Annotated in this window: 27 protein-coding genes and 1 tRNA gene; 2 read left to right on the forward strand and 26 right to left on the reverse strand. The window is 42.5% G+C overall.

Annotated elements, in window-relative coordinates; all coding sequences use genetic code 11:
- Positions 1-154 precede the first annotated feature (154 nt).
- From NT136_01365 to NT136_01395, 7 genes are all read right to left on the reverse strand, one after another.
- A complete protein-coding gene (locus tag NT136_01365; protein MCX6765593.1) occupies positions 155-562 on the reverse strand; it encodes a Trp family transcriptional regulator in 408 nt (135 codons plus the stop codon).
- Between the two features lie 104 nt (positions 563-666).
- Positions 667-2,115: a lysine--tRNA ligase gene (lysS, locus tag NT136_01370; GenBank protein MCX6765594.1), complete on the reverse strand. Its 1,449-nt coding sequence runs from the start codon at positions 2,113-2,115 to the stop codon at positions 667-669.
- A gap of 205 nt (positions 2,116-2,320) precedes the next feature.
- Positions 2,321-2,776, reverse strand: coding sequence for a transcription elongation factor GreA (gene greA, locus NT136_01375; protein ID MCX6765595.1), 456 nt, complete (start codon positions 2,774-2,776; stop codon positions 2,321-2,323).
- Positions 2,777-2,979: 203 nt separating this feature from the next.
- Positions 2,980-4,308 carry an RIP metalloprotease RseP gene (gene rseP / locus NT136_01380; protein ID MCX6765596.1) on the reverse strand — a complete coding sequence of 443 codons (1,329 nt, stop codon included), beginning with the start codon at positions 4,306-4,308 and terminating at the stop codon, positions 2,980-2,982.
- A gap of 144 nt (positions 4,309-4,452) precedes the next feature.
- Complete coding sequence (gene frr, locus NT136_01385; GenBank protein MCX6765597.1) at positions 4,453-5,010, reverse strand: ribosome recycling factor; 558 nt, start codon at positions 5,008-5,010, stop codon at positions 4,453-4,455.
- Between the two features lie 15 nt (positions 5,011-5,025).
- On the reverse strand, positions 5,026-6,078 hold the full coding sequence (locus NT136_01390) for a YCF48-related protein (GenBank protein MCX6765598.1): 1,053 nt from the start codon (positions 6,076-6,078) through the stop codon (positions 5,026-5,028).
- A gap of 174 nt (positions 6,079-6,252) precedes the next feature.
- Positions 6,253-6,525 (reverse strand): hypothetical protein, encoded by a 273-nt coding sequence (locus NT136_01395; protein MCX6765599.1) that lies wholly within the window; start codon positions 6,523-6,525, stop codon positions 6,253-6,255.
- Between the two features lie 329 nt (positions 6,526-6,854).
- Between NT136_01395 and NT136_01400 the strand changes: the two genes are divergently transcribed.
- Positions 6,855-6,930 (forward strand) — tRNA-Lys (locus NT136_01400).
- Between the two features lie 7 nt (positions 6,931-6,937).
- Complete coding sequence (locus NT136_01405) at positions 6,938-8,407, forward strand: PEGA domain-containing protein (protein MCX6765600.1); 1,470 nt, start codon at positions 6,938-6,940, stop codon at positions 8,405-8,407.
- Between the two features lie 42 nt (positions 8,408-8,449).
- Here the strand turns inward: NT136_01405 and rpsI are convergent, their stop codons facing one another.
- The 19 genes from rpsI to NT136_01500 all read right to left on the reverse strand — a co-directional run bounded on the left by rpsI (position 8,450) and on the right by NT136_01500 (position 23,683).
- Positions 8,450-8,917 carry a 30S ribosomal protein S9 gene (rpsI, locus tag NT136_01410; protein MCX6765601.1) on the reverse strand — a complete coding sequence of 156 codons (468 nt, stop codon included), beginning with the start codon at positions 8,915-8,917 and terminating at the stop codon, positions 8,450-8,452.
- A 91-nt stretch (positions 8,918-9,008) separates the two neighbouring features.
- Positions 9,009-9,380 (reverse strand): 50S ribosomal protein L13, encoded by a 372-nt coding sequence (rplM, locus tag NT136_01415; GenBank protein MCX6765602.1) that lies wholly within the window; start codon positions 9,378-9,380, stop codon positions 9,009-9,011.
- A gap of 14 nt (positions 9,381-9,394) precedes the next feature.
- Positions 9,395-9,760, reverse strand: a complete 366-nt coding sequence (gene rplQ / locus NT136_01420) for a 50S ribosomal protein L17 (protein MCX6765603.1) — start codon at positions 9,758-9,760, stop codon at positions 9,395-9,397.
- A 135-nt stretch (positions 9,761-9,895) separates the two neighbouring features.
- Entirely contained in the window at positions 9,896-10,888 is a 993-nt protein-coding gene (locus tag NT136_01425; protein ID MCX6765604.1) for a DNA-directed RNA polymerase subunit alpha, read from the reverse strand.
- 92 nt (positions 10,889-10,980) lie between these two features.
- Entirely contained in the window at positions 10,981-11,613 is a 633-nt protein-coding gene (rpsD, locus tag NT136_01430; protein MCX6765605.1) for a 30S ribosomal protein S4, read from the reverse strand.
- 100 nt (positions 11,614-11,713) lie between these two features.
- Complete coding sequence (gene rpsK / locus NT136_01435) at positions 11,714-12,094, reverse strand: 30S ribosomal protein S11 (protein MCX6765606.1); 381 nt, start codon at positions 12,092-12,094, stop codon at positions 11,714-11,716.
- A 194-nt stretch (positions 12,095-12,288) separates the two neighbouring features.
- On the reverse strand, positions 12,289-12,678 hold the full coding sequence (gene rpsM, locus NT136_01440) for a 30S ribosomal protein S13 (GenBank protein MCX6765607.1): 390 nt from the start codon (positions 12,676-12,678) through the stop codon (positions 12,289-12,291).
- Between the two features lie 83 nt (positions 12,679-12,761).
- Positions 12,762-12,875, reverse strand: a complete 114-nt coding sequence (gene rpmJ / locus NT136_01445; protein MCX6765608.1) for a 50S ribosomal protein L36 — start codon at positions 12,873-12,875, stop codon at positions 12,762-12,764.
- A 134-nt stretch (positions 12,876-13,009) separates the two neighbouring features.
- A complete protein-coding gene (gene infA / locus NT136_01450; GenBank protein MCX6765609.1) occupies positions 13,010-13,225 on the reverse strand; it encodes a translation initiation factor IF-1 in 216 nt (71 codons plus the stop codon).
- A gap of 276 nt (positions 13,226-13,501) precedes the next feature.
- Positions 13,502-14,923 (reverse strand): hypothetical protein, encoded by a 1,422-nt coding sequence (locus NT136_01455; GenBank protein MCX6765610.1) that lies wholly within the window; start codon positions 14,921-14,923, stop codon positions 13,502-13,504.
- Between the two features lie 8 nt (positions 14,924-14,931).
- Positions 14,932-15,417: a hypothetical protein gene (locus NT136_01460; GenBank protein ID MCX6765611.1), complete on the reverse strand. Its 486-nt coding sequence runs from the start codon at positions 15,415-15,417 to the stop codon at positions 14,932-14,934.
- 68 nt (positions 15,418-15,485) lie between these two features.
- Positions 15,486-16,751 carry a hypothetical protein gene (locus NT136_01465; GenBank protein ID MCX6765612.1) on the reverse strand — a complete coding sequence of 422 codons (1,266 nt, stop codon included), beginning with the start codon at positions 16,749-16,751 and terminating at the stop codon, positions 15,486-15,488.
- Positions 16,752-16,765: 14 nt separating this feature from the next.
- Positions 16,766-17,776, reverse strand: coding sequence for a carbohydrate kinase family protein (locus NT136_01470; GenBank protein MCX6765613.1), 1,011 nt, complete (start codon positions 17,774-17,776; stop codon positions 16,766-16,768).
- Positions 17,777-18,010: 234 nt separating this feature from the next.
- Complete coding sequence (eno, locus tag NT136_01475; GenBank protein ID MCX6765614.1) at positions 18,011-19,345, reverse strand: phosphopyruvate hydratase; 1,335 nt, start codon at positions 19,343-19,345, stop codon at positions 18,011-18,013.
- A 14-nt stretch (positions 19,346-19,359) separates the two neighbouring features.
- A complete protein-coding gene (gene pgk, locus NT136_01480) occupies positions 19,360-20,436 on the reverse strand; it encodes a phosphoglycerate kinase (protein ID MCX6765615.1) in 1,077 nt (358 codons plus the stop codon).
- 10 nt (positions 20,437-20,446) lie between these two features.
- Positions 20,447-21,199 carry a ribonuclease Z gene (locus NT136_01485; protein MCX6765616.1) on the reverse strand — a complete coding sequence of 251 codons (753 nt, stop codon included), beginning with the start codon at positions 21,197-21,199 and terminating at the stop codon, positions 20,447-20,449.
- Positions 21,196-21,372, reverse strand: coding sequence for a hypothetical protein (locus NT136_01490; GenBank protein MCX6765617.1), 177 nt, complete (start codon positions 21,370-21,372; stop codon positions 21,196-21,198). Before NT136_01490 ends, NT136_01485 begins: the two co-directional genes overlap by 4 nt.
- A 115-nt stretch (positions 21,373-21,487) precedes the next feature.
- A complete protein-coding gene (locus NT136_01495) occupies positions 21,488-22,585 on the reverse strand; it encodes a phospho-N-acetylmuramoyl-pentapeptide-transferase (protein ID MCX6765618.1) in 1,098 nt (365 codons plus the stop codon).
- 84 nt (positions 22,586-22,669) lie between these two features.
- Positions 22,670-23,683: a serine hydrolase gene (locus NT136_01500; protein MCX6765619.1), complete on the reverse strand. Its 1,014-nt coding sequence runs from the start codon at positions 23,681-23,683 to the stop codon at positions 22,670-22,672.
- Positions 23,684-23,685: the final 2 nt, after the last annotated feature.

The raw sequence follows: 23,685 nt of genomic DNA on the forward strand, positions 1-23,685 counted from the left end.
CGGATTAAATTCAACTTGTATGCCCATAAAATTTAATCAACTTTAATTCTTTTTAATCTTATACCAATAAATTAATTTATTGTGGTGAGAAAATCGGGACGGAACTCAAGATTAACAGTACAGCTTAAAAAATATCTAAAAATTAGCAAAAAAATTATCCCAATAAATCAGACCAGAAGCGATGATGAGGATATCGACTGAGCAGACTAGTTGGCCTATATCGTTTCGTTTTAATCATTTCTTTCTTTTCCTCCCCCATTAATTCTTTTAGCCATTTTCTTACTTTCTCGTCTTCATGGCTTAGCCACTGATCGGTTCGATGAATTGTTTCGCTCCCAACCCTCAATTTTCTCTGAATTTCCTCGTAACTTTTCTCACCAATCAAACACTGAGCGATCTGAATACGCCTTGCCAACATCAGTATTTCACTGGCTGTCAAAATCCCTAAAAAGAAATTCGTCATCTCCTTTCGACTCTTCAGTTTTTCAATAACCCTGAAGAATTCAGCAATTGCCTCTTGCCGTTTTTCTTTTTCAATATCTAACGGTTTTACCTTTCCCATAATTTCAATATTACATCAATAAATTAATTTATGGAAGTAGGCAGTATAACTTTATTTAAAGCTTAAAATTTTACTTGTCAAATATGATTTGACAGCAATTTTTTCTATTTCTCCTTCATCGGTGGGAAGATGACTGTTTCGCGGATGGATTTATTCATAATGAAAGCGAAGAAGCGTTCGCTCATGCCAAAGCCGACTGCCGGCGGCATGCCGTAGGAAAGCGCTTCAATAAAGTCCTCATCCAGCATTTGCGCCTCTTCGTCTCCGGCAGAGCGCAGTTTCATCTGCTCAATAAATCTGCTTCGCTGGTCAATCGGGTCATTGAGCTCGGAAAAGCCGTTGCCCAATTCCACTCCTCCGGCAAATATCTGGAAGCGCAAAACTTTTTTAGCGTTAGCCGGATCTTTCTTGGCCAGCGGAGAAACCTCAATAGGATGGCCGACTAAAAAACAGGGTTGGATAATTTTTGGCCGAACGGTTTTTTTGAAAATTGTGTCAATCATTCTTCCCTTTCCGTAAGTTTTTTCGTACTTTATCCCGAGTTTATCCGCTTTTGTACGAAGATCTTCGGCGGACAAGTCCGCTTCAAGATCCAATCCAGTCGCTTTTTTAAATTCAGTAAAATAATCGACTCGAGGCCACTGACCGTCCCATTTAATTTCGTGATTATCGTATTTGGAAGTCGAACTTCCAAGTAGCTTTTTCACTATTTTTTTATACATTTTTTCAACAAACTCCATCCCCTGCTCCATATTGCAATAAGCCCAATAAAATTCCATTTGCAGATAATCCTGAAGATGCTCCGTGTCTATGCCTTCGTTGCGGAAAACTTTACCGATTTCAAATACTTTTTCGTAACCGCCGACCAGCAGGCGCTTAAGAGGGAGTTCCAGCGATATGCGAAGATAAAAGTCGCGGTCAAGGGCGTTATGGCGGGTAATAAACGGTCGGGCGTCGGCTCCGCCGGGAATAGCTTCCAGCGCCGGCGTATCCACTTCCAAAAATCCTTCGCGTACCAGAAATTCCCTTGTTGTTTGCCAAAAAATATTTTTCTTTTTAAAGATTTCTCGTGTTTCGGCATTCATCAAGAGATCAAGATATCTTCTCCGTAAAAGTTCCTCAATGTCTTTGAGTCCGTAATATTCCGTCGGGATGGGGCGCATATTCTTTGCCAGTATTTTCCAGTCAAAAACATCCAGTGTTTTTTCCTCTTTTTTGGTCTTAAATAATTTTCCCTTGACTTCAATAAAGTCGCCGATTTCAATGTTGTCAATAAATAATTTATATTTATTCCCTCCGACATTTTTTTTGCTTAAAAATATCTGAATTTTTGCTGTTCCGTCCTCAATATGGGCAAAAGCTGACCCGCCCATTGGCCGAAGGGATTTCACTCGGCCGACCAAATAAATTTCGCTGGCGGCGAGCTTGTCGAAACATTCCAGAGCCTCTCCATTAGTGAAACTCCGCTGTGACTGTTCCGGGTATGGTTCCATTCCGGCTTTTTTTAGAGCTTCGAGTTTTTGCAATTTAGTTTTAATAATATCTTCGCGCATGCTTATAATTTAACTTATTTAAAGGAAATTGGCAAATAAAAAGGACTGCGACTCGCACAGTCCTTTAGCAGCAATCAATGAGCAATTTACTTTTTATCTTTTGCCAGTTCCTTAATTGGGCAAAAGCCGTACCAAGTACATAATTTCATATCGCAACCGCCATAATATCCGCCTTTGCACTTTTCCATTTTCTTCACCTCCTATTTTACTTCACATCCAAAATCTTATACCGAACTCTACCATTGGGCGTTTCCACTTCAACCGCATCTCCTTTGACGCGGCTCATAAAAGCCCGACCCATCGGGGATTCGTTGGAAATTTTAAATTCGGTCGGATTGGCCTCGTTTGAACCGACAATTTGAAATTCCATCTCACTGCCATTAAATTTCACTTTCACCCGTGATCCAATCTGAATGCCGATAACCGACCTGTCATGCTTCACTATCTGAGAATCCTTGATAATCATTTCCAGCTCCGCTACGCGGGCCTCGTTTTCATTCTGCTGGCGCTTGGCCTCGGCGTATTCGGCGTTTTCGGATAGATCCCCTTGTTCCTTGGCTTCCTTGATCGCCTGGGCTATTTCCTGCCGCATTACTGTTTTTCGCCAGTCAAGTTCCTCCTGAAGTTTTTTGAACCCTTCTCTAGTAATGAGTCGTGCCATTTTATTGATTGTCTTTAACTTTTTAAAAGAGGCCGCTGAAAAAGCAGCAGTCCCCCGAAATAAACCCCGCGGAAATATTGACACTGATTATCTAAAAATACTACTTTTATGGAATTTTATCAAGAGATAATTACTGCTTCAAAGCAGGTGATTTTCTTGCGGGGCAAAAAAGCAAACCCATCATATCAAATAATGCCAGGATGTCAAGCGCCGAAAATATTTTCTATTTTCTCAATCACTTCAAAGCGCAAAATGTCGCGCATAGTTACGGCAATCATCAGAACAATGAGCAGAACAAATCCGATTGTATGAACCAGCTGTTCGACTTTCCGACTAACTGGAGAACCCTTGAGTTTTTCAATTAAAATGAATAATATCCGGCCGCCGTCCAGCGCAGGAAAAGGAAGTCCGTTTATAATCCCCAAATTTATGCTAAGAAGAGCCGCGAACTGTAAAATATAAACCAATCCCAGTTCAGTTACTTGCTTGGTAAGGTAGGCAATCCCCACCGGTCCGGACACGTCTACGGCCACTTTTTCTCCCACGACCAGTCCTTTTATTATGTCAGCCAGAGTCACAAAAATTGTAACAATCAAATCAAAAGTTGTTTCAAAGCCCTTTATCAGCGCCTCGTACCACGGATATTTTAACACGGCTGTCTGGACTAATGAGATGCCTAGCGCTCCCTGATCGGCCGGATGTTCTAGACGGGGAGTGCCCTCAAGATCCAGCAGTTTTTTTCCGCGCTTGATCTCAAATGCGATTTCTCTTCCTTTATGATCATTAATCACTTTCTGAACATCTGAGATTCGAGAAAAGGGAGCCGCGCATTGGGGAATATCTATTTTACATCCTACGATTTCATCACCGATCTGCATCCCCATCAGTTCCGCTGGAGAGCCAGGAATAATCTGGGAAATTTGAATTTTTGATCCTTTGAGCGGCAGCTGTGATTCATCTACCGGCTGGGGAGCGCCAACGGCGTAAACGGCCGCGAGTAAAAGCCAAGCCAGCAAAAAATTCATAATGATTCCGGCCGCCAGCACCTTAATTCTGGTCCAGGCTGATTTTCCGGCGAAACTGTCCGGATCGGAACGCTCTGAACCATCTTCCCCTTTAATTTTGACAAATCCGCCCAGAGGAATCCAGTTCAATGAATAGACAGTACCCGCTTTCAATTGACCCTTTTCTATTGCCTCATTAGAAACAGTTTGCTTTTTTCCGAAAATAAAATTCCACTTCTTTACCGGAACGATTTGATCAATCTCTTGAATTCTATCTGTCACTTTTTCCTCAATTATTTCTCTTGAGCCAATTTGATAGTCAGAAATTTGAACTTCTTCTGTTCGCTTTTCGGCTACTTTTTCTATTTTCTGACCAGTTAGAATCTGAAAACCAAAAATCCTGGGAGGAAACCCGAAGCCGAACTCTTCGGCGGCAATGCCATTTCTCCGCGCCAGCAAAAAATGCCCCAACTCGTGGACGAATATGAGCAAGCCGAGTACAATAATAAAAACTAGCGCCGTAAGCATAAATTCATCTTTTATTGCTAAATCTTGAACTTAAAAATCCAAATGTCAAAACCCAAATTATTTCAAATCAAGTCAAAATGCTTAAATTTTTAAAATTTAGTCATTTGAAATTGATTTGGCCATTTGAACTTTGAACTTTGGATTTCATACCGTCATTATCTCTCTTTCTTTCTTATCCCTTAACTCTTCAATCTGTTTATTATATTCATCAACAACTTTCTGCAATTTGTCTTTGCTCCGAAATTTGTCATCTTCGGAAATCTTTCCTTTCTTTTCCATATCCTGAATTATTTTCCAGACATCTTCCCGCCCGGTACGCACCGCGATTCTTGCCTCTTCGGCTTTCTGATTGAGTACTTTGACCAATTCTTTCCGGCGCTCTTCGGTGAGAGCCGGAATGGAAACACGGACAACTTGACCATCATTAGCAGGATTTAGGCCTAAATCCGATCCTTTGATGGCTGATTCAATTCCAGTAAGAGCGTTTTTATCCCAGGGACTTATGACAATGAGGCGCGGTTCGGGAACACTGATGGTGGCTAGTTGATTAAGAGGGGTCTTGGTTCCGTAATAGTCCACTAGAACATTTTCTACCAGGGCGGGGTTGGCCCTTCCGGTTCGTAGTTTTCCCATTTCTTCTTTAAAGCGTTCAATGGCTTTGTCCAGTTCTTCTTTTTTGTTTTCAATTAAGGATTCGTACATTATTTTTGTAGAGAATTAGTTATCCTTTTTCAATCCCAGGTAAATAATCCCCGGGTTTAGTGGATCATATTGAATAACACTGGAAATTTTTGCTGTCTCAAGCTGTATCGTAAACCATTGTACTCCTCCGTCAATTGACTTATAGACCGCTTGGGCGGCGCTGTAGATCAGTTCCTGGGAATTTTGAGGATTGATCGTCATCGCCCTCACCGGAAAATTTTTAGAGCTCTCTAGCACGTTAAGCGGCGTCCAGGTCTCCCCAAAATCAGTACTTTTTGCAATTCCCTCATCCAAACCGGCATACAAAGTTCCTGATCTTTGCGGATCAGAGGCAAGTGAAAAAACACGGTTGCTCCCGATTTCCGCGCTGCTTTGAAGATTTTTCTCAAGATTTTCAAAACTCTCCCCGCCATTTTTGGTTCTCAAAATCCCTTGTTCCAAAACTGAAAAGTACACTATATTGCCATCCGCCGAATCGAAGACACTCTGGGTAACTGCTCCTTGGACTTTAAAGAGATTAAGCCAGGTCTCGCCGCCGTTTTCTGTCTTAAATATCGCTCCCTCGCTGGTGCTGGCGTAAAGCACCTGGAAGTTTGCCGGATTAATTGAGAGGGAGATAATAACAGTGCCGTCAGCCGGCTCTGTGTAGATTTCCTTCCAGTTCCCGCCGGCATCCTCGCTTTTGTAAATCTTTCCGCGCTTTTGCCATACCCCTAAAGCATAAAGAACTTGGGTATTGGATCGGTCGATTGCCAAACCATAAACCTTGCCCGGAGGAAAATTAATTTTTTCCCAATTTTCCCCTCCATTCTGGCTCAAATAAATTCCATTTTCTCTTGTCCCAATATAAACAATCTGGGAATTCGCGGGATCAATAGCGATTGATAATATTTCAACTGAAGAAATGTTTTTTTCTTCACTGATTTTTACTTTCGGCTCCCATATTTTTCCGCCGTCAGTCGACTTTAAAATGCTCGCGCTGGATGGCGAACTATTTCCCGTCAAACTGCAACCAGAAAGAAAAAAGAGGGAGATGACTAAAAAAGAGAGTGCGATAAATTTTTTCATGCTGTTATTATAGCACAGAAAAGGCGAAAAAAACAAAAAGGCGCTAAAAACTGACAACTGCCAAAAAAATTAGCACCTCCGCAAAAAACTTGCTCCAACTTACCAAAATTAACCCGCAGATGCCAAGCACCCGGATCCCGGTTACAAACCAGCTTTGAATTATGAAAGGCGGATTTACTCTTCTATTTTGAAGACCATTGCTCCTTCATGAGTGCCCTGGTCAACTTTCACCGCTACTTCGTCTCCGCTTTTCCCGGACTGAATCTTTTCGTGTTCCACCTCCATTGACTCGATTTTCTGGGCGACTTCGCTCTCTCCATGGACAAACTTGACCGTCTCACCGATTGCCAGATTGTCGGTAAGCCGCACCACTGCCACCATCGCCTTGTCAAAATAGTGGATAACTTTGCCAACCTGTTTGCCGGCAGGCATGGTTTCCTTTTCCATAGGATTTTAACATTTAATTCCCGATAGACCTTTGCATAATGATATCATAAGCGCCACAAAAAAAGCAATAGCGCCGGTCTTTTATTGACTAATGAGGATTCTTTGATATAATGATATTTGTTTAGCCGCGTTTGTAAAAAAGCCGAGCATCACTTGTCTCGAGAATTTTTACGAATTAAAGCGCCCGCACCCAGTTAATTAAGAGAACGCGCTGTTAGCTCAGCTGGCCCGCCCGCCATCGCAAGCCTGGCTTGCTCAGGCGTTGCAGGCGGGTAGAAAAGGGTAAATTTACCCTGAAAGCAATTGCTGAGAAATACAATTAAAGAAATGCGCTGTTAGCTCAGCTGGTAGAGCAGCTCCCTTTTAAGGAGACGGTCGGGGGTTCGAATCCCTCACAGCGCACCAAAATACTATGTTCAGCTACACGCTACAGCGAGTATTTTTTTGGACCTTGGTCCTCCTCTTTTTTGTCACCACGGGTGTTCTTATCTTTTATGCCCTTGGATACCGTTTTAGTTTTGAACGCGGGATTTTTATTCACGCGGGATCAATTTCTGTAAAACCAAATCCCCAGCAGGTAAACATTACCATAAACAGTAGTCCTGTTTCCCGAAAAAAACTAAACTACCTCAATAATTCCTATCACATCGACGGGCTCAAGCCGGGAGAATACCAGCTGAAGATTTCTTCGCCTGGATTCCAGGCGTGGTCAAAAAAAGTTGCGGTTCATAGCGGCACTTCCACTGAATTCTGGAATGTTCTGCTTGCTAAAGAGCAATATCCGCGCACCAGTTTTTACACTTCTCAGGCCGGAAAATTTTTTCTTTCACTTAAAAGCAAATACATCGCCTACATCCAGAATCAAGGTCAAGAATTTCTTGTCAACATTCTCTCTCTTGATTCAGCTCTTTCCGAGACTGTTTTTTCTTCCCCGGACTATGAGTTGGATGAGAAAGAAAGCATCCAGTGGTCGCCGCAAGAACATGCTATTATTATTCCAACAAATCAAAAAAATCCGGAAGAAAGAAAAAAGCATTATTTTATCGTTGACATTGACACAAAGCGCGCTATTAATCTTAAGGACCTGGCCGCGGCTGAAAATATTGAATCCGTCCATTGGAACACGACAAAAAAGAATTTTGTTTACTATCTTACTGAAAGAAATCTTTACCGTCTGGATCTTGGTAGTCCCCAAGAAAAAAAATTAGTCGCCCAAAATATCAGCGGTTTTAATCTTTCCTCAAGCGGCTTGTATTATTTTCAGCTTCCCAGCGGAATTGTCTACAGGGCGGATCCGGAAGGAGAAAGACCGCCGGTTCAAATTACCACTTCTCCCCCCGCCGACATGAGCAATACTAACTATCAAATCGTGGTTTATGACGAAAAAAGAATTGCTTTGCTTAATGAAACCAGCCGGAAAATATTCATTTGGAATCAGGGTGACCATGATAACTACTTTCGAGAACTTTCAGAAAATGCTTCAGGAGCGCAGTTTTCCGATGATGGAAAAAAGCTCCTGTTTTGGAACGATTGGGAAATATTCGTTTACTTCAGCCGCGACTGGGAGGTCCAGCCAGTTCGATTAGAGAATGAACTGATGAATATCACCCGCTTTTCCCAAAAAATAGAGAATGTCCAGTGGTCAAAGGACTATGAACATGTTGTTTTTACCACTGACAAAAAAATAAAAGTGGTCGAACTTGACCACCGCGATCGCCGCAATATTTTTGATATTACTGCACTTAAAATAGATTATTCCTGGCTCATCAGCGACTTTTCTAATAATAAATTGTATTTCACTGACAAGGCAAGCGAAGAAGATCCTTTTTTTGAAATCTATAGCATTGATTTTCCTGAAAAAACGGGAATTTTAGGATTGTAAACCCCGCTATATAGTGCGGGGTAAAAGGATAAGTGTCAGAAACTATCGTTTCTGCCATTGCGGGGCGCGTCGGGCTTTTTTCAGTCCTGGCTTTTTGCGTTCCACAATCCTCGCATCCCGAGTAAGAAAACCGTTGTCTCTCAAAACTTTTTTTAAGTTCTCATCATAAACCACCAGTGCTCGGGAAATTCCTAGCCGGATTGCTTCTGATTGTCCCCGAAATCCTCCCCCTCTTACCAGAGCAGACATTCTGAACTTCCCCTGCGTGCCGCTGATCTTAAACGGCGCCAAAACAAGATCCTGAAAAGACAAGACGGGAAAATAATCTTTCAACTTGCGTTTATTTATGACTAAATCATCTTCCTTAGATTGCACTTTGGAATAAAGTTTTACCTGGGCTACGGATGTTTTCCTTTTTCCAACCGCATAAAAGTACTTCTCCTTGGGAGCTTCCTTTTTTTCCTCCTTTATAATCTTCTTGTTTTCTTTAACTTTTTTTCTCACTGGCATATAGACAGTTTACAAAATTACAAATCTATTGTGAATATTCAAATATATTTTTAAAATTCGTATATTCGTACAGATTCGTAATTCGTAGAGATTAACCTATTTTGTGCGGATGCTTGTCATCTTTGTATATAAACAGTCTTTTCATCATTAACTTTCGAAGTTTATTTTTCGAAAGCATCCCATATATGGCGTCTTTTAATACTTTTCTCGAGTCCTTTTTTAGTTGCTCATCTAAAGTAGTTGAAGTTATTCCTCCGGGATAGCCGCTGAAGCGATGATAAATTTTCTTGTGCCGTTTACTGCCGGTAAAGCCAATTTTGTCCGAATTAATAATCACCACCGCGTCACCTTCATCCCGATGGGGGGCAAAATCCACTTTGTTTTTTCCCCGCAATATTACCGCTACCCGGGAAGCTAAGCGTCCTAGGATTTTTCCTTCCGCGTTGAATAAATGATATTTCATACAATTATTAGAGATTACACAAACTCTATCACCGCCATATTAGCGCTATCGCCTCTTCTTCTTCCCAATTTAACCACCCGCACGTAACCGCTTGATCTCTCACTAAATCTATTCAAAAAATCACTAGAGAGTTTTTTCACTGCCGGCGACGGGATCATATTTTGGAGATCTCTTATAACTTTCACTTTCTTTTTATCATCAACTTTCGCTTGTTTTGCTTTATGAATAATTCTTTCAACCAATGGCTTCAGTTCTTTGGCCTTGGCTTCGGTGGTGGCAATTTTTTCCCGCATAATCAAACTGGCCAGCAGTGATTTTAAAAGCGACCGGCGCTGTTTTCTGATCCGACTTAATTTTCTTCCTTTGACTCTGTGTTTCATGCAAATTGTCTACTAATTACGAATCTTGTACTAATGTACGAATTTTGCTTTTTATTTTCTGTTATTCGTATATTCGTATGTGATTCGCCCGCCTGCCGGCGAGGCAGGTAATTCTCAGAGTTATTGCGCACAATATTATTCTGATTGTTTTAATGTAAGCCCGAACTCTCCGATCGATTTTTTAATTTCTTTAATCCCCTTCTCGCCCATTCCTTCAAGGTTTTTTAAATCCTCTTCCGTCATTTTAATAATATTTTTCACCTTGGCGATTTTATTGGTTTCCAGTATGTTTAGTGTCCGGGTGGAAAGTCCTTTCAGTTCGGTAACTTTTATCCTAAGGGGATCATCCGGGATGACTTGCTCGCCAGGCACCTCTTCGGTTTTTTCCTTGGCGGAAGAAACAGCTTCCAGCTTCCCAGCTGCCATTTCTGCTTCTTCTGCTGTCTCCACTTCAAGCAGCAGCGAAAACTGGTCAACCAAAATCTGAACGGCTTTCTGAAAGGCCTCTCGAGGAGTAATGCTTCCATCGGTGACAATCTCCAGCGTGATCTTGTTATAATCAGTTCTTTTTCCTACCCGCATATTCTCAACCTCGTAATTGACTCTTCTAACCGGTGTGTAGACGGTGTCAATGGCAATGGCGCCAATTTCTTTTTCTTTTCGCTCCTGCTGTTCAACCGGAACATAACCAATTCCTCCAGCTACTTCTAGTTCCATATCTATTTCTGTCTTTTTGTCGGTGACAGTAGCAATCAGCTGATCAGTATTAACAACCTCAATACCAGACGGGCATTTAATTTCACCGGCGGTGATTTTTCCTTCTCCTTTATGTTTCAGCACGACCTCCATTGGTTCATCGCCGTGCATCTTGAATCGAACCTTTTTGATATTAAGAATAATTTGTACCACATCTTCCATTATTCCCGGTATCGTGGAAAACTCGTGTGACACGCCTTTAATTTTTACCGATGTTACCGCCGCTCCGGAAAGAGATGAAAGCAATACTCTCCTAAGGGCATTCCCCAGCGTTGTTCCGTAGCCCGGATGGCAGTCCATAATTTCAAATTTTCCGCTCCGTTCATCTATGGTAGTGTACTTCGGCTTTAGAGGAAGCGATATTGTTAGCATAGTTTTAGCTTTCAGCTTGATTAGTTTTTTGGCTTTTAGAATTAATATTGATAAATCCCAATAAGCCAGCAAGCTAGTCAAGCTGTTAAAGTTTATCTTGAATAATACTCAACAACTAATTGAGGATCAATGTTCATTCCCACTTCTTCGCGCTTGGGGATCGCGCTGATTTTTCCTGTCAGGGTGGAAGAATCAAACTGAATCCAGGAAGGAAAGTCCTTCTTATTTTTCAAAATTGGAAGCTGCATGATGAAATAGTTTTTATTCTTTTTTGACTCTGAGATTTCTACTTTATCGCCGACTTTAACTTTAAAAGAGGGAATGTTGACCTTTTTTCCATTTACTAAAAAAGATCCGTGGCGCACTAGTTGGCGCGCGAGCTGCCTAGAACTTGCAAAACCAAGCCGGTAAACTATGTTGTCCAAGCGCATTTCCAGCCGTTCAAGCAGTAAATCTCCCGTAATCCCGGGTTTATGCTTCACTTCATTAAAGTGCTTCCTGAACTGCCGTTCCATAATGCCATAGACCCTTTTAATCTTTTGTTTCATCGCCAACTGCCTTCCATATTCGCTTAATCCCCGCGACTTTTTTTTACCGTGTGCTCCCGGCGGATATGGCTTTCTTATCATGGCGCATTTTGGCGAATTGCAGCGATCACCTTTAAGAAAGAGCTTTTCACCGGCTCGGCGGCACATTTTGCATTTGGAATTAAGAATTCTTGCCATGATGCTAATTATGATTCGAATTATATCCGAATTTCAATCCAAATTTTTAATAAAAATCATTCGGATATTTATTCGAATTTAATTCGGATGCTTATTCGAATTACACCCGGCGCGGTTTCTTGGGCCGACAGCCGTTGTGAGGTATCGGAGTGACATCTTTAATTAAGACCAATTCAAATCCCCTGTTGGCCAAAGCTCGAATAGCGGCTTCCCTGCCGCTTCCTACTCCTTTAACATAAACCTCGAGCTCGGAAATCCCGTATTTTTTTACTTTTTCTGTTACATCTCCCGCTACTTGAGTGGCAGCATAAGGAGTGGCTTTTTTCGCCCCCTTGAAACCCAAAAGACCGGAGCTTGACCAGCCAAGCATCGCGCCATTCAAATCTGTTACTGTTATCAGAGTATTGTTATAAGTGCACTGAATATAGGCCTTTCCTTTATAAATCTGCTGCCGAATTTTCTTTTTTTTCTTTTTCGGCAGTTCTTGAACGTCGGAGGTCTCACTCTTTTCTTCCTTATCTTTTCTAACTATATCTTTCCCAGCCATAAAGTTTCACTAATCACAAATTAAACACTTATGAGCAAATTAAAATTATTTATTCATACATTCGTACAAAATTCGCCCGTCTGCCTCGATGGTCATCAAGGCATTTCGGGCAGGTATTTCGTAGAGATTTACGTTTTTTCCGCCGCCGACTTGCGTCCGCTTCCCATAGTCCGTCGGACATTGCCTCTCACTGTTCGGCTGTTTGTCTTTGTCCGCTGGCCCCTGATCGGCAGTCCTTTCTGGTGTCGGCTTCCCCGGTAACAGCCGATTTCCTTGAGGCGCTTGATGTTCATTCTTACTTCATGCTTTAACTCCCCTTCTATCTTATACTTCTTTTCTATTTCTTCCCTAAGCTGATTGGCTTGCTCCGCCGTCAAGTCCTTCGCCCGGGTATTACGCGGGATGCTAAGATGATCCAAAATTTTCCCACTGGTAGAATGCCCTATACCAAAAATATAGGTTAGCGCTATTTCTATTCTTTTTTCGTCCGGAAGGTTAACTCCCGCAATTCTTACCATGATACGAATTGTAATACGAATTATATTCGAATTATGGTCCGAATTCGTTTTTCATTCGGATTTAATTCGGATAATAATTCGTATCACCCTTGGCGCTGCTTATGCTTGGGATTAGAACAAATCACGTAAATTTTTCCTTTACGCTTGACAATTTTGCATTTGGCGCAAAATCTTTTAACTGATGCCCTTACTTTCATAAAGTTAGCTACTAAATACTAATCTTTTACGAATATACCAATAAGTTTAGATTTTTTCCAAAAAATTCGTATATTAGTATGTGATTCACCACCGCCCTGGCGGGGTCCCGCTACAGCGGGATAATTAGTAGATATTATAATCTCTTTACTATTCTTCCTTTCGTCAAATCATAGGGACTTAGCTCCAGCAGAACCCGATCGCCGGGAAGAAGGCGTATATAATTCACCCTCATTCTTCCTGAAATGTGAGCCATCACCTCATGCCCGTTTTCCAGCTGAACCTTAAAGGTCGTACTAGGGAGGGTCTCAATAATTGTTCCCTCAAGCTTGATTAATTCTTTGTCCGCCATAGATACTAATTATGATCCGAATTACATTCGAATTATTATCCGAATTCGTATTTCATTTGGATTTAATTCGTATTATCAATTCGGATCAATACAAAAATAGAGGAGCTTTTATCCTGCCAACATTGCTCGCCAGATGACGAGAGACAGGAATGTAAGCGTTTCTATCCTAATTCCTGAAGTCCTACAATTTGCCACCTCTATTTTCCGCGCCTTATTTAGTTTTTCAAATGTCGTGTTTATATTGTAACACCACGCTATTTTTTGTCAATACCGATTTTACAAATTTAATGTCCGCAACTCCACCGTGGTCTGTTTTTCGTAAGATGGAATTCGACTGGGAAAAAACTTGGGCCAAAAGTCAACTTCAATCCTCTCGATCTGAGGATAGTTTTTAAGCGTGTCTTTAATCTGCTCTTCATTCTTGCCCAAAAGATCTTTTTTCAACTGCTCAAGATTCAGTTCGGGATTTAAAATAATTTTCCCGTGGACTTTGATCTTGACAATCCGGGCGCTAAAATCGGGAGAAATGTTCCCGTACTCAACTTGAACGGCTACCGGAGCAACTGACTCATTTTCTTCGGATTTTTGCCAAAATACTCCTGTAATTATTTTCTTAGTGTCGTCCTCTGAAAACGCGATTGCTCGGGCGGTAACTTTTATGTAATAATCAAAATTATCTTTCAGGTCTCCAACCTTTGCCGCGGGAGCCGCATCTTTTATTTCCTGTTCCAGCGCTCCCGGCAGAAGAATGTATCCGGCCGGAAAATCTTTTTTCAATTCCTCTTCCAGCTGGGCTTTAATTTCTGTTTCCGCCTTGCGCTTTGCCTCGTCAATATCCTGCTGAGAAACGATGGGAGTCGCAGTCCCTCCTGATCCGCCACTAGTCATTGGCTTTGTAGAGCGAGCGTAAAATTTTTCGTACTTGGGACCCCCCTCAAATCCGGGGATTGAAAACTCTGAAAGGCCAATGTTATAGGACTCTCCCGACTCATCCGCTATGACTTCCGCTTCAATCGCTCCTGGTTGGGCCTTGCCCTCCACTGAAGTCATTCCAGGCACAGTTACTCCCTTAACTAGGCGAAAAAGTTTTCCGTCTGAAGAAAGAAGGCGGGTAGTAGCTACAAGCGGCTGGGAAGAATTGCTATATTCATTGTAAATTACCACTTTCCCCCGAGCTTTCTGCAAAGAAGAAGCGCTTTTTCCGGTTGTCTGATAAGACACTGTAAGTTCCTTCTCTTTTTCGGTTACCTTTATGGGAATTGTCTGGGACTGCATATCCGCCTCGGAGCGAGCAGCATCTCCCGTTATTTCCAGATCCATTTCCTGGATCTTATGGCGGGGGTAGATAATAACTTTTGAGCGCGGAATAAATAAATACGCGGCCACTCCTGATCCGGCAAATAAGCATATAGAAATGAATATCACCAGAAGCTTTTTGGCTTTTCTAGAAATCGGCTCGGAAAGGCGCTCATCGGGTTTGGCAGTTTTTTTGGAAACCGGTCCAGTAACAGGCGTCTCGGACTCAACAGCTTTTTTGTCAACTTGAAAAAAGCTCTCTAACTTTTTTTCCTTTTGAGGACTGAGTTTTCTCTCAAACTGAAATCCTTTGGCAAGAGGAATATTTTCCTCGATTCTCTTTCCTCCAGAAGAAACAAGCACGTCATTTATAGCCGGGCTTCTCCTCGGAGTAGGCGCCATTTCCTTGCTTATTCTCTCCTGGCCCGGTCTTTGCCTTTCGGTAGCCGGACCGCGCCGATTGCCTTCTTGGCTGATTTTCCGGTCTTATCTTCCTCTTCGTCGAAAAATTCTTGAGAGCCGATATTTTCCAGTCTTTCCCGCTTATCGACTCTTCTGACGGAAATTTCCTTCCCGCCGGTTAACTGCTTGCTGGCAGAAAGCAAAGTCAAATTCTCATCTTTCTCGCGAGCAGTCTCCAGTCCGTCTAAGTTCGAGCGAACCATTATTCCGACTTTGCGAGCCAGCGTCTCGCCGGCTTCATCTTGAGTGACAAAAACAATCTGCTTTTTTAACTTTTCTGCTTCCTTCTTAAGTATTTTTAAATTTACAACACTTTGCAAGACCATCGCTCGTTTGGGAACAACAAAAAAGTTTTCGCTCACCTTGGATTTTCTAAGGCGATCAACTAGGGAAGTAATTTCTTCATCGCCGCCGATGTATAATAACTGGTGCATAAATTTCCTTAATGTTGGCAATTATTGAATTTAGGGAGAAAATTAGCCAAACCCGAATTTGGCTTGCGTTAGTTCTGAATGGATTGCACAGCCCTTCTTAAAATTCCGGCCATTACTTTTTCCTCCCCCGCGATATCCAGAGTCAAATTGGCCAGCCCCATCGGAGTCACATCTTGCGGACTGCGAAGCTCTCCCGTGCTGTCAATAATCCGGACCACGTCCCGGGGCTGTAAAAAATTTACCGCCGGTGCTTTAGCGAAAGGAAGGTTTTTCGTCCACTCCTTTGAGGAAAGTATCTTCCGAATACCCGGCAGAGCTGATCCTCCTCCGCAGAGCAAAATTTTTGAAGGCAAAACATCGGAACCGGCGAATTCCTCCAGTGAAAGCTCGACGCCGCTCAGCCAAACCAGATAATCATTCCTCAAAATCTGCTCGATTTTCAAACCGACATCAGCGCCTAATTTCCCTTCGGAGTATTTTATTTTGAGTACCTCGGCTTCGTCAAAACTGACCCCCAGTTCCTGGGCAAGCCGTTTGGTAAAAGCTATCCCGCCGAGAGCAAACATTTTTGTCCCTTCCAGGCCTCCATTGCGAACAACAGCAATGTCCGTCGTTCCGCCGCCCATATCAATGAAAATAGCGCTAAAATCCAGAATGTCTTCATAATCCACTGATCGGGCAACAGCGTATGGCTCCGCCACTATGCTTAAAAGGTTGATTTCTAATTCATCGGCAATTGTCTGAAGGGCGCCCAGATGAATCATTGGCGCGTAAGCATTAAAAACGCTTATGGAAACGTCTTTCCCTTGAAAGCCGGAAGGATTAGTTATTTGATAGCCATCAATTCGCGTGTCAACAATGGCAGCGTTAATAAGACGCACCTCGATGTCATTCTGTCCTGTTTCCCAAGCCAGCTGTTTCTGAATCCGTTCAAATGCCTTAACTTGGACTTTTTGGATAATGTTTTTCAGTTCTGGAAGATCGATCTTCGCTTCCGGATTGGCCCGCTCGTAATGAACAGTGGTGGTAGTGCCCTTTACCAATTCTCCGGCAATGCCGACAATGGCTTTTTTTATCTTTTTTACTCCCGCCTGCTTGAGAGCCGCGCTGATCGCCTCCTGGCAAGTGGCGATTACTCCACTTATGTCCGAGACCGCTCCGCTTTGCATGTTTCCGTGTTTCTGGAACGCCTTTCCCACTCCGATAACTATTCCTTTCACTTCCTCTGAATACAATTCAAAAACCAGCGCTTTAACCACCCCGGTGCCGATGTCCAGCGCTAAAACTAAGTCGGAATATCCTTTGCCCTTAAAAATTTTCGAAAGAAAACTCATTGTTTTTTAAATTTCTAAAGCCCTATGGCTCTTGCCTTTATCTCCTTGATTTTTTCGCTCATTTCCGCCTCGTTCAAAAGTCCCCCATGCGCTCCATAAAACTTAACTGAACTTCCTCCATTGGCAATTCCCCACCGCAGCGATTCATTAAGATCTTTTCCTTTTATTGTCGCCGCCAAAAAACCGCTGGAGAAAGCATCGCCGGCTCCTGTGGTTTCCAGTGGTTCAGTCACGATTGCTTCCGCCTGGAATATTTTATCTCCGCCGTATGACCAGGCCCCCCTGGCTCCGTCGGTTAAGGCCACTATCCGCGGACCCAGCTCCTTCAGAGTTCTGATTAGCGTCACTTCATCATTTAATTGATCAGTGGAAAATCCTTTGCCTAAAGAGGAAACGATTTCAATTGATTCATCCTTATTTAAAAGCAGCAGATCGCAGGAGTGGACGGCTTCAATTACTTTTCCCACATTATCATGAATGGTTTTTTGTCGGGGATTAAAAGCCAGATGAACTTTATTTTTAGCAGCAAACTCAATAATCTTTGCGAGATTTTCTTTCCATTTTCCACTAAGATCGCCGATAAAAATCCATTCGGGATTTTCTATTTTTTCCGGAATAAATTCCAGTTTCGCGTTGGCTTTCTGGTTAGAAAATATGACGCGCTCCCCGCTCTCTTTATCCACCACAATCGCCGAAAGATCGCTTTGGCAATCATTTTCCCGTCTTAGATAACTGGTGTCTACTCCCACTTTTTTAAACTCATTTTTTATCCATTCTCCCGCCAGATCATCGCCGATCGTAGTGTAGCAAGAGGCGCCCAGTCCTAGGCGCGCTAATCCGCCGGCGACATTAGCCGCGCATCCTCCCAGCGCCTCAAAGCGATCATCAATGTGATATTTAGCGCCCAGCTCAAAAGCTATTTTCCTTTGAGACGTTAAGTCCTCCGGGGTATCAAGAATAATCCCATCGCTGGTGGGAAAAAAGATGTCTTTTGAGGTGGAACCAATGCAGATAATTCGCGCCATAAATTAAAAATCAAATATCAAAAATCAAAATGTCAATGCAAAATGTAAAAATGGTTTTATTCTTTTTGATTTTTAATTTATCATTTTGCCTGCCCGAAATGCCCTCTATATTAAACTGACCAGTTTTGTTTGATTTCATAAGAACGCAATTTTTCTAAATTATTTAAAGATTTCAAGGCAGGCGGGCATTTTGATTTTTGCATTTTGATTTCTTATGTTTGAAACTTTAATTGACTATTTATCCAGTAAATCCTCCTCTATTTTTAATAATCTGTTATATTTAACTATTCTCTCTCCTCTGGAAAGTGATCCTGATTTGATGAAGTCCGCTCCGGCGCCCACTGCCAGATCGGCAATGAAATCATCCGTTGTTTCTCCCGAACGATGAGAGATAATTATTTTCATTTTATTTTTTCTAGCCAGTTCTATGCAAGAGAGCGTTTCGCTTAATGTTCCTATTTGATTAACCTTAATTAATGCGCTGTTACATGCTTTTTCGGCAATAGCTCGCTTAAGACGCTTGATGTTAGTTACCAGCAGATCATCTCCAATAATCATATGCTCTTTTAAGATACTGCGCTGGATTCCCTGAAAAAGCGGCTTCTGGCCAACTCGTTCCATTAAGTAAGCCCATCCATCCCAATCTTCCTCCTGCAGTCCGTCCTCAATAGAAACAACGTAATATTTATCAATGAATTCACGGTACAAATTAACCAAACCCTCCCGTCCCAACGATACTCCTTCCGGTTTGAGAACATACTGGTTATCCTCTCTTTGATAAAAAGAAGTGGCCGCCGCATCCAGTCCCAAAACGATGTGAGCGCCTAGCAGATATTCGCTTTCCTTAACCGCCCGGGTAATGAATTCCAGTGCCTGGCTGTTGCTTTCCAGCCGGGGGGCAAAACCGCCTTCGTCTCCCACTCCGATGCTATAATCGCCTCTTCCCAAGAGGTCTTTAAGGTTCCAAAAAATCTCGCTTCCCGCCCGGAGTTGTTCAGAAAATGATTTAATTCCCGTTGGAATTATCAAAAATTCCTGAATGCTTAAGCCCGAGTCGCTGTGACGGCCGCCATTGAGCACATTAAACATCGGGATGGGTAGTTTTAGTTTTTGTTTGCCCACTGAATCTTTACCACCGAAAAGATTTTTAGGGTTTGAGATTTTATTTATATATTCGTAAAGAGGTACCTTTTCACTTTGAGCTGCCGCTCGGCAAACCGCCAGCGACACACCCAAAATGGCGTTGGCTCCCAGACGGGATTTGTTCTCCCTTCCATCCAGCTCAATCATTGCTTTGTCAATTTTCTCCTGATCACCGGCAGGCATTCCCTTAAGCGACTTAAAAATCTCCGTGTTCACATTCTCTACGGCTTGCCTTACTCCCTTTCCCTGATAGCGCGATTTGTCACCGTCGCGCAACTCAACGGCTTCAAAAGTACCTGTCGAAGCACCTGAAGGAACAGCGGCTACTCCGATTTCCCCATTGTCCAGTTCAATTTCTACCTCAATGGTGGGATTCCCCCGCGAGTCCAGAATTTCCCGCGCCTGTATTTTTTTAATTTTTGACATAATTATTACTATTATTATACCATAAGAACCTTGATTCCTGGCAGAGAAATTCCGCTTAGATACTCCAGCATCGCGCCACCCCCGGTGGAAACAAAAGAAATCTGATCCAGGGCCGCGTTTTCTTCAAGAACCTGAACTGACTCCCCGCCCCCCACTAAACTAAATGATTGGCTGGCAATGACGGCCTCTAAAATCTTTTTCGTCCCGTTATCAAATGGTTTTTCTTCAAATTTTCCCAGCGGGCCATTCCAAACGAGAGTTTTAGCAGTTTCAATAATTTCAGTAAATTTCTGAATGGTTTTCCCGCCAATATCCCGGCGGCCGTTAATATAATCGGAGGGCAAAATAACTTTTTTTGAAAACGCCACATGCTGGTCCTGCGCTTCAGTAGCTATCTTTCCTCCTACCAGCACATGGTCGTAGGTTTTTTCCAAATTCCTAATAAGCGGCAATTTGGTTTCGATTTTTGCTCCGCCAATGATAGCCACGGCGGGACGGTCGGGATTATTTCTCACTTTGGAAAGATTCTCAATTTCTTTCTGCAGCCGAAGACCGGCATAACTGGGCAAAAATTTGGTCACTCCGGTAACGGACGCTTGATCGCGGTGGCAGACGCTGAAAGCGTCATTGACGAAGATATCAAACGGCTTAGCTAAAGCTTTGGAAAATTCTTCATAGTTTTTCTCTGCCCCGTGATCTGCCGCCTCGGCGAATTTTACGGGGTCCTCCCCGGGATAAAACCGGACGTTTTCCAAAAGCAACACCTCGCCTTCTTTAAGTTCCTCGATACTTTTTTTAACTTCTTCATCAATGCAGCTTTCGGCAAATTTTATTTTTCTTCCTAAAATATTTTCCACATCGTCAATAATCTGGCGCAGCGAATATTTTTCGTCAACTTTTCCCTCCGGCCGTCCTAGATGGCTAACTAAGGCAAGTTTTGCGCCCTTTTGTCCTAAAATATGCTCTACCGTCTCACAGCAGGACTTGATCTTGAATTTTTCCATTACGTCCTCATTTTCCAGTTCCACGTTAAAGTCAACTCGTAGTAAAACTTTCTTATTTTCTAAATTTACTTCTTGAATTTTTCGCATTTTTGTATTATCAGATTTTTATTATTAAATCATCCTTGGCAAAAACAGTGTTTTTGAAAATCTTTCTGGCTTCTTTTTGTGCTCTTCTTCTGTCCTGAAGCGACAAATACTGATTAGCGGAAAAGTGGGTGAGGATTAATTTTTTAACCCTGGCTTTCTTGGCAATGCTTGCTGTCTCCTGGGGATTAGTGTGTCCCCATTTTCCGGAAAAAACGCCGGGTGATGCTGAACACTCATGAATGAGAAAATCGCTTTCTTTTGCTAAATTAACAACATTTCTCGTCGGACCAGTGTCAGAACAGTAAGTAATAATTTTGCCTTCGATCTCCAAGCGATATCCCAATGAAGGATCGGCATGATAAAGCTTTTTCGCCGTGAAAGGAAAGGGTGATTTGTTTTTGCCTTCGGAAATTTCCACAATTTTTATTGGAAAAGGCCGTTTCTTGAACGGAACAGTGAAGGGGCTTCGGATAATTAAGTCCAAAAATTTTTTATTTCCCTTTCCAGTAAAAATAAAAAATGGTTTTTTTCTGCCAAGCTTGTCAAGTTTGTTGATAGCATGAAAACCGATAATATGATCAAGGTGCAAATGACTCAAAAATAAATAAATCGGCTTATCCTTTTTCGCATACCTATTCAGTTTATGGATACCGTCACCGGCATCAAAAACCACATAAAAATTTTTGCTTTCAATAAGAGTACAAACAGTGTTTCCGCTTTTTGTCGCGTACCAGCCATTTGTTCCTAAAAAAGTTATTCTCATAAGTCGCGCTTAGATTTATTTTTCCAATCTGAAATAATTATGTTTTTTCTTTTAATTTTTATGCTGATTTTCTGCTTTTCTTTCCACTTTAATTTCTTTACAAAATCTTTGGGAATTACCGCCCCGTAGCTGTAGCGGCTCATTTTCATCAATTTCCCCGTTTCTTTTTCCATATTATTATATAGTATATACGTCGTACATATCACGTCTATACCAAGTATATACCAAATTTATTTTAACAGCATCCGGATTGTAATTCGGATATAATTCGGATTTAAATTCGTATCATTACCCCATTCCCAAAATTCCGATCATCACACCAATAAGCGCCGTGACGGCGGTGAAAACCCAAGCCCGCATAGTTACTTTCGGCTCCGGCCAGCCCTTGGCCTCAAAATGATGATGGATTGGCGCTGCCAGAAATATCTTCCGACCCAGGAAACGTTTACTTAAAAGTTGAAGTGCCGCGCTTCCCGATTCTAAAACATACAAAAATACAATGATGAATAAAATGATTGCTGAATTAGTAAGCATAGCCACTACTCCAAGGGTTATTCCCAGAGAAACCGCTCCAGTATCCCCCATAAAAAATCGCGCCGGATAGATATTGAACCACAAAAAAGCCAGAAGCGCTCCGGCTAGCGCTGCGCAAAACGCCGCCAGATCCACCTTATTGTGAAGGAAGGCGATAAGTCCAAATGAAGAAAAGGCCATAAGGAGCACCCCGCCGTTAAGGCCGTCCAGCCCGTCCGTCTCATTGGAGGAAATAGCGGTAAAAATAATGACAAACATAAAAAGCGGAATATACCACCAGCCGATCGAAAAGTCGCCGACGGCCGGAATGTGAATCCGGTCCCAACCGAGTTTCCAAAAAAACCACCAGGCGCCTACTCCGGCAATAGTCAACAGCCACCAGAAGCGTGCGATAAACCGTATCCCTCCCCCCTTATTTTTCCCGCAACCGCGGACGCTCATAATGTCATCAAAAAGACCCAGCACGCCCGCCGCAACTAAGGCGAATAAAGGAAGCCATACCTGCTTTCGGCTTAAAAAATCAAGCCGGGCAATGAAATTAATGTTTAACCATTTGGCAATGATAGGAAAAAGATAATGGGAGGAAAAAACAAGAATAAGAACAGAAATCCAGACCAGCACTCCGCCCATCGTCGGAGTACCGGCTTTTCTGGCATGAAGCTTGCTCACAAAAGTAAGTTTTTCTCCGTCCACTGACTGATCTTTTATTTTAATTCCGATCCGGTACTTATACAGGATTTTTGTCCACAGCGGAGTAATTAAAAACGCCAGCAAAAATGCCAGTAGTCCCGTGACTAGCACCTTGATTATGTCAACCACTACTGGGATAGTTTGAATTTGCGCAAGTTGCATATCCGAATTTTAATCCTAATTATATCCGAATAATAATCCGAATTCACATAACAATTCGGATATAATTTGGATTTTAATTCGCATCTACCGCCATTCATAGGAACGCCACGCCCAGTCAACCATTGTCTTAATATCCTGCCAGCGATAAGGATCATCAAGCACTACTGCCACAATTTTGTGTTTTTTAGAAGGATCGGTTGAAGCCAGAAGCAACGAGTGGCCAGCCAGTGGAGTAAAGCCGGTTTTTCCTCCCAGGCAATTAGGTACCTGATCGAGCACCAGATCGGTATTCAAGATAGTGTGGGAATATTTACCGTCGGCGGATGTAACAATGGTATTGGTGGGAAGCCGGAAAATATGCCAGATAAGATCGTATTTCATTGAGTAGGCGGCGATTCTGGCAACATCGTAGGCGGAAGAATGGCATTCTGATTCCCGGCCGTCTATTTCCAGTCCCGAAGGCGTGCAAAATCGGGAGTCCCCTAGTCCAAGCTCACGCGCTTTTTCGTTCATAAGTTTGGCAAATTCTTCCTGGGAGCCGCTGATATGTTTTCCTAAAGCTATAGCCGCGTCATTGGCACTGTTCATAAGCATCGCTTTTAAAAGACCAGACACGGTGATTTTTTCCCCTGCTTTAAGCCGCTGGCTGATGCAATAACCCGAACGGGGACAGCCGATTTTCGTTCCCTCGGCATAAACCGCTTCTTCATCCACTGTCACTTCTTCATTAAGATTGGAAATTCTTTCCATCACAATTACGGCGGTCATCAATTTTACCAGAGAAGCAATGGGGCGGTGCTCCCGTCCATTTTGATAGTGAAGGATAGTTCCTGATTCAACGTCTAAAATAAGAGAAGAGTGGGCATTGGGGATAGCCAGGTCCGTTGCCGCCTCTTTTTTTGTCGGTAAAACAGCAGGCGGAAGAGGATTTTTTTTGGGGAAAAGCCCTTCCTGGGATTTTTCCGCTCCCTGAATTTCTTTGGCATAATTTTCCAAAATATTTTTTTTATTCTGACCATCGCTAATCCACGGCGTCGTAATCCAAAAAAAATTCAGCGGGAAAATGATAATTGTGACTAGGGTAATAATACTGCTCATTC

Source organism: Candidatus Moraniibacteriota bacterium, from assembly GCA_026396275.1.
Taxonomy (GTDB): domain Bacteria; phylum Patescibacteriota; class Minisyncoccia; order Moranbacterales; family JAPLXC01; genus JAPLXC01.

What these genes read in the sequence shown, in the direction of transcription:
- NT136_01365 (MCX6765593.1), bottom strand. Translation starts at nt 562, where the DNA reads ATGGGAAAGGTAAAACCGTTAGATATTGAAAAAGAAAAACGGCAAGAG.
- lysS (MCX6765594.1), bottom strand. Translation starts at nt 2,115, where the DNA reads ATGCGCGAAGATATTATTAAAACTAAATTGCAAAAACTCGAAGCTCTA.
- greA (MCX6765595.1), bottom strand. Translation starts at nt 2,776, where the DNA reads ATGGCACGACTCATTACTAGAGAAGGGTTCAAAAAACTTCAGGAGGAA.
- rseP (MCX6765596.1), bottom strand. Translation starts at nt 4,308, where the DNA reads ATGCTTACGGCGCTAGTTTTTATTATTGTACTCGGCTTGCTCATATTC.
- frr (MCX6765597.1), bottom strand. Translation starts at nt 5,010, where the DNA reads ATGTACGAATCCTTAATTGAAAACAAAAAAGAAGAACTGGACAAAGCC.
- NT136_01390 (MCX6765598.1), bottom strand. Translation starts at nt 6,078, where the DNA reads ATGAAAAAATTTATCGCACTCTCTTTTTTAGTCATCTCCCTCTTTTTT.
- NT136_01395 (MCX6765599.1), bottom strand. Translation starts at nt 6,525, where the DNA reads ATGGAAAAGGAAACCATGCCTGCCGGCAAACAGGTTGGCAAAGTTATC.
- NT136_01405 (MCX6765600.1), top strand. Translation starts at nt 6,938, where the DNA reads ATGTTCAGCTACACGCTACAGCGAGTATTTTTTTGGACCTTGGTCCTC.
- rpsI (MCX6765601.1), bottom strand. Translation starts at nt 8,917, where the DNA reads ATGCCAGTGAGAAAAAAAGTTAAAGAAAACAAGAAGATTATAAAGGAG.
- rplM (MCX6765602.1), bottom strand. Translation starts at nt 9,380, where the DNA reads ATGAAATATCATTTATTCAACGCGGAAGGAAAAATCCTAGGACGCTTA.
- rplQ (MCX6765603.1), bottom strand. Translation starts at nt 9,760, where the DNA reads ATGAAACACAGAGTCAAAGGAAGAAAATTAAGTCGGATCAGAAAACAG.
- NT136_01425 (MCX6765604.1), bottom strand. Translation starts at nt 10,888, where the DNA reads ATGCTAACAATATCGCTTCCTCTAAAGCCGAAGTACACTACCATAGAT.
- rpsD (MCX6765605.1), bottom strand. Translation starts at nt 11,613, where the DNA reads ATGGCAAGAATTCTTAATTCCAAATGCAAAATGTGCCGCCGAGCCGGT.
- rpsM (MCX6765607.1), bottom strand. Translation starts at nt 12,678, where the DNA reads ATGGTAAGAATTGCGGGAGTTAACCTTCCGGACGAAAAAAGAATAGAA.
- rpmJ (MCX6765608.1), bottom strand. Translation starts at nt 12,875, where the DNA reads ATGAAAGTAAGGGCATCAGTTAAAAGATTTTGCGCCAAATGCAAAATT.
- infA (MCX6765609.1), bottom strand. Translation starts at nt 13,225, where the DNA reads ATGGCGGACAAAGAATTAATCAAGCTTGAGGGAACAATTATTGAGACC.
- NT136_01455 (MCX6765610.1), bottom strand. Translation starts at nt 14,923, where the DNA reads ATGGCGCCTACTCCGAGGAGAAGCCCGGCTATAAATGACGTGCTTGTT.
- NT136_01460 (MCX6765611.1), bottom strand. Translation starts at nt 15,417, where the DNA reads ATGCACCAGTTATTATACATCGGCGGCGATGAAGAAATTACTTCCCTA.
- NT136_01465 (MCX6765612.1), bottom strand. Translation starts at nt 16,751, where the DNA reads ATGAGTTTTCTTTCGAAAATTTTTAAGGGCAAAGGATATTCCGACTTA.
- NT136_01470 (MCX6765613.1), bottom strand. Translation starts at nt 17,776, where the DNA reads ATGGCGCGAATTATCTGCATTGGTTCCACCTCAAAAGACATCTTTTTT.
- eno (MCX6765614.1), bottom strand. Translation starts at nt 19,345, where the DNA reads ATGTCAAAAATTAAAAAAATACAGGCGCGGGAAATTCTGGACTCGCGG.
- pgk (MCX6765615.1), bottom strand. Translation starts at nt 20,436, where the DNA reads ATGCGAAAAATTCAAGAAGTAAATTTAGAAAATAAGAAAGTTTTACTA.
- NT136_01485 (MCX6765616.1), bottom strand. Translation starts at nt 21,199, where the DNA reads ATGAGAATAACTTTTTTAGGAACAAATGGCTGGTACGCGACAAAAAGC.
- NT136_01490 (MCX6765617.1), bottom strand. Translation starts at nt 21,372, where the DNA reads ATGGAAAAAGAAACGGGGAAATTGATGAAAATGAGCCGCTACAGCTAC.
- NT136_01495 (MCX6765618.1), bottom strand. Translation starts at nt 22,585, where the DNA reads ATGCAACTTGCGCAAATTCAAACTATCCCAGTAGTGGTTGACATAATC.
- NT136_01500 (MCX6765619.1), bottom strand. Translation starts at nt 23,683, where the DNA reads ATGAGCAGTATTATTACCCTAGTCACAATTATCATTTTCCCGCTGAAT.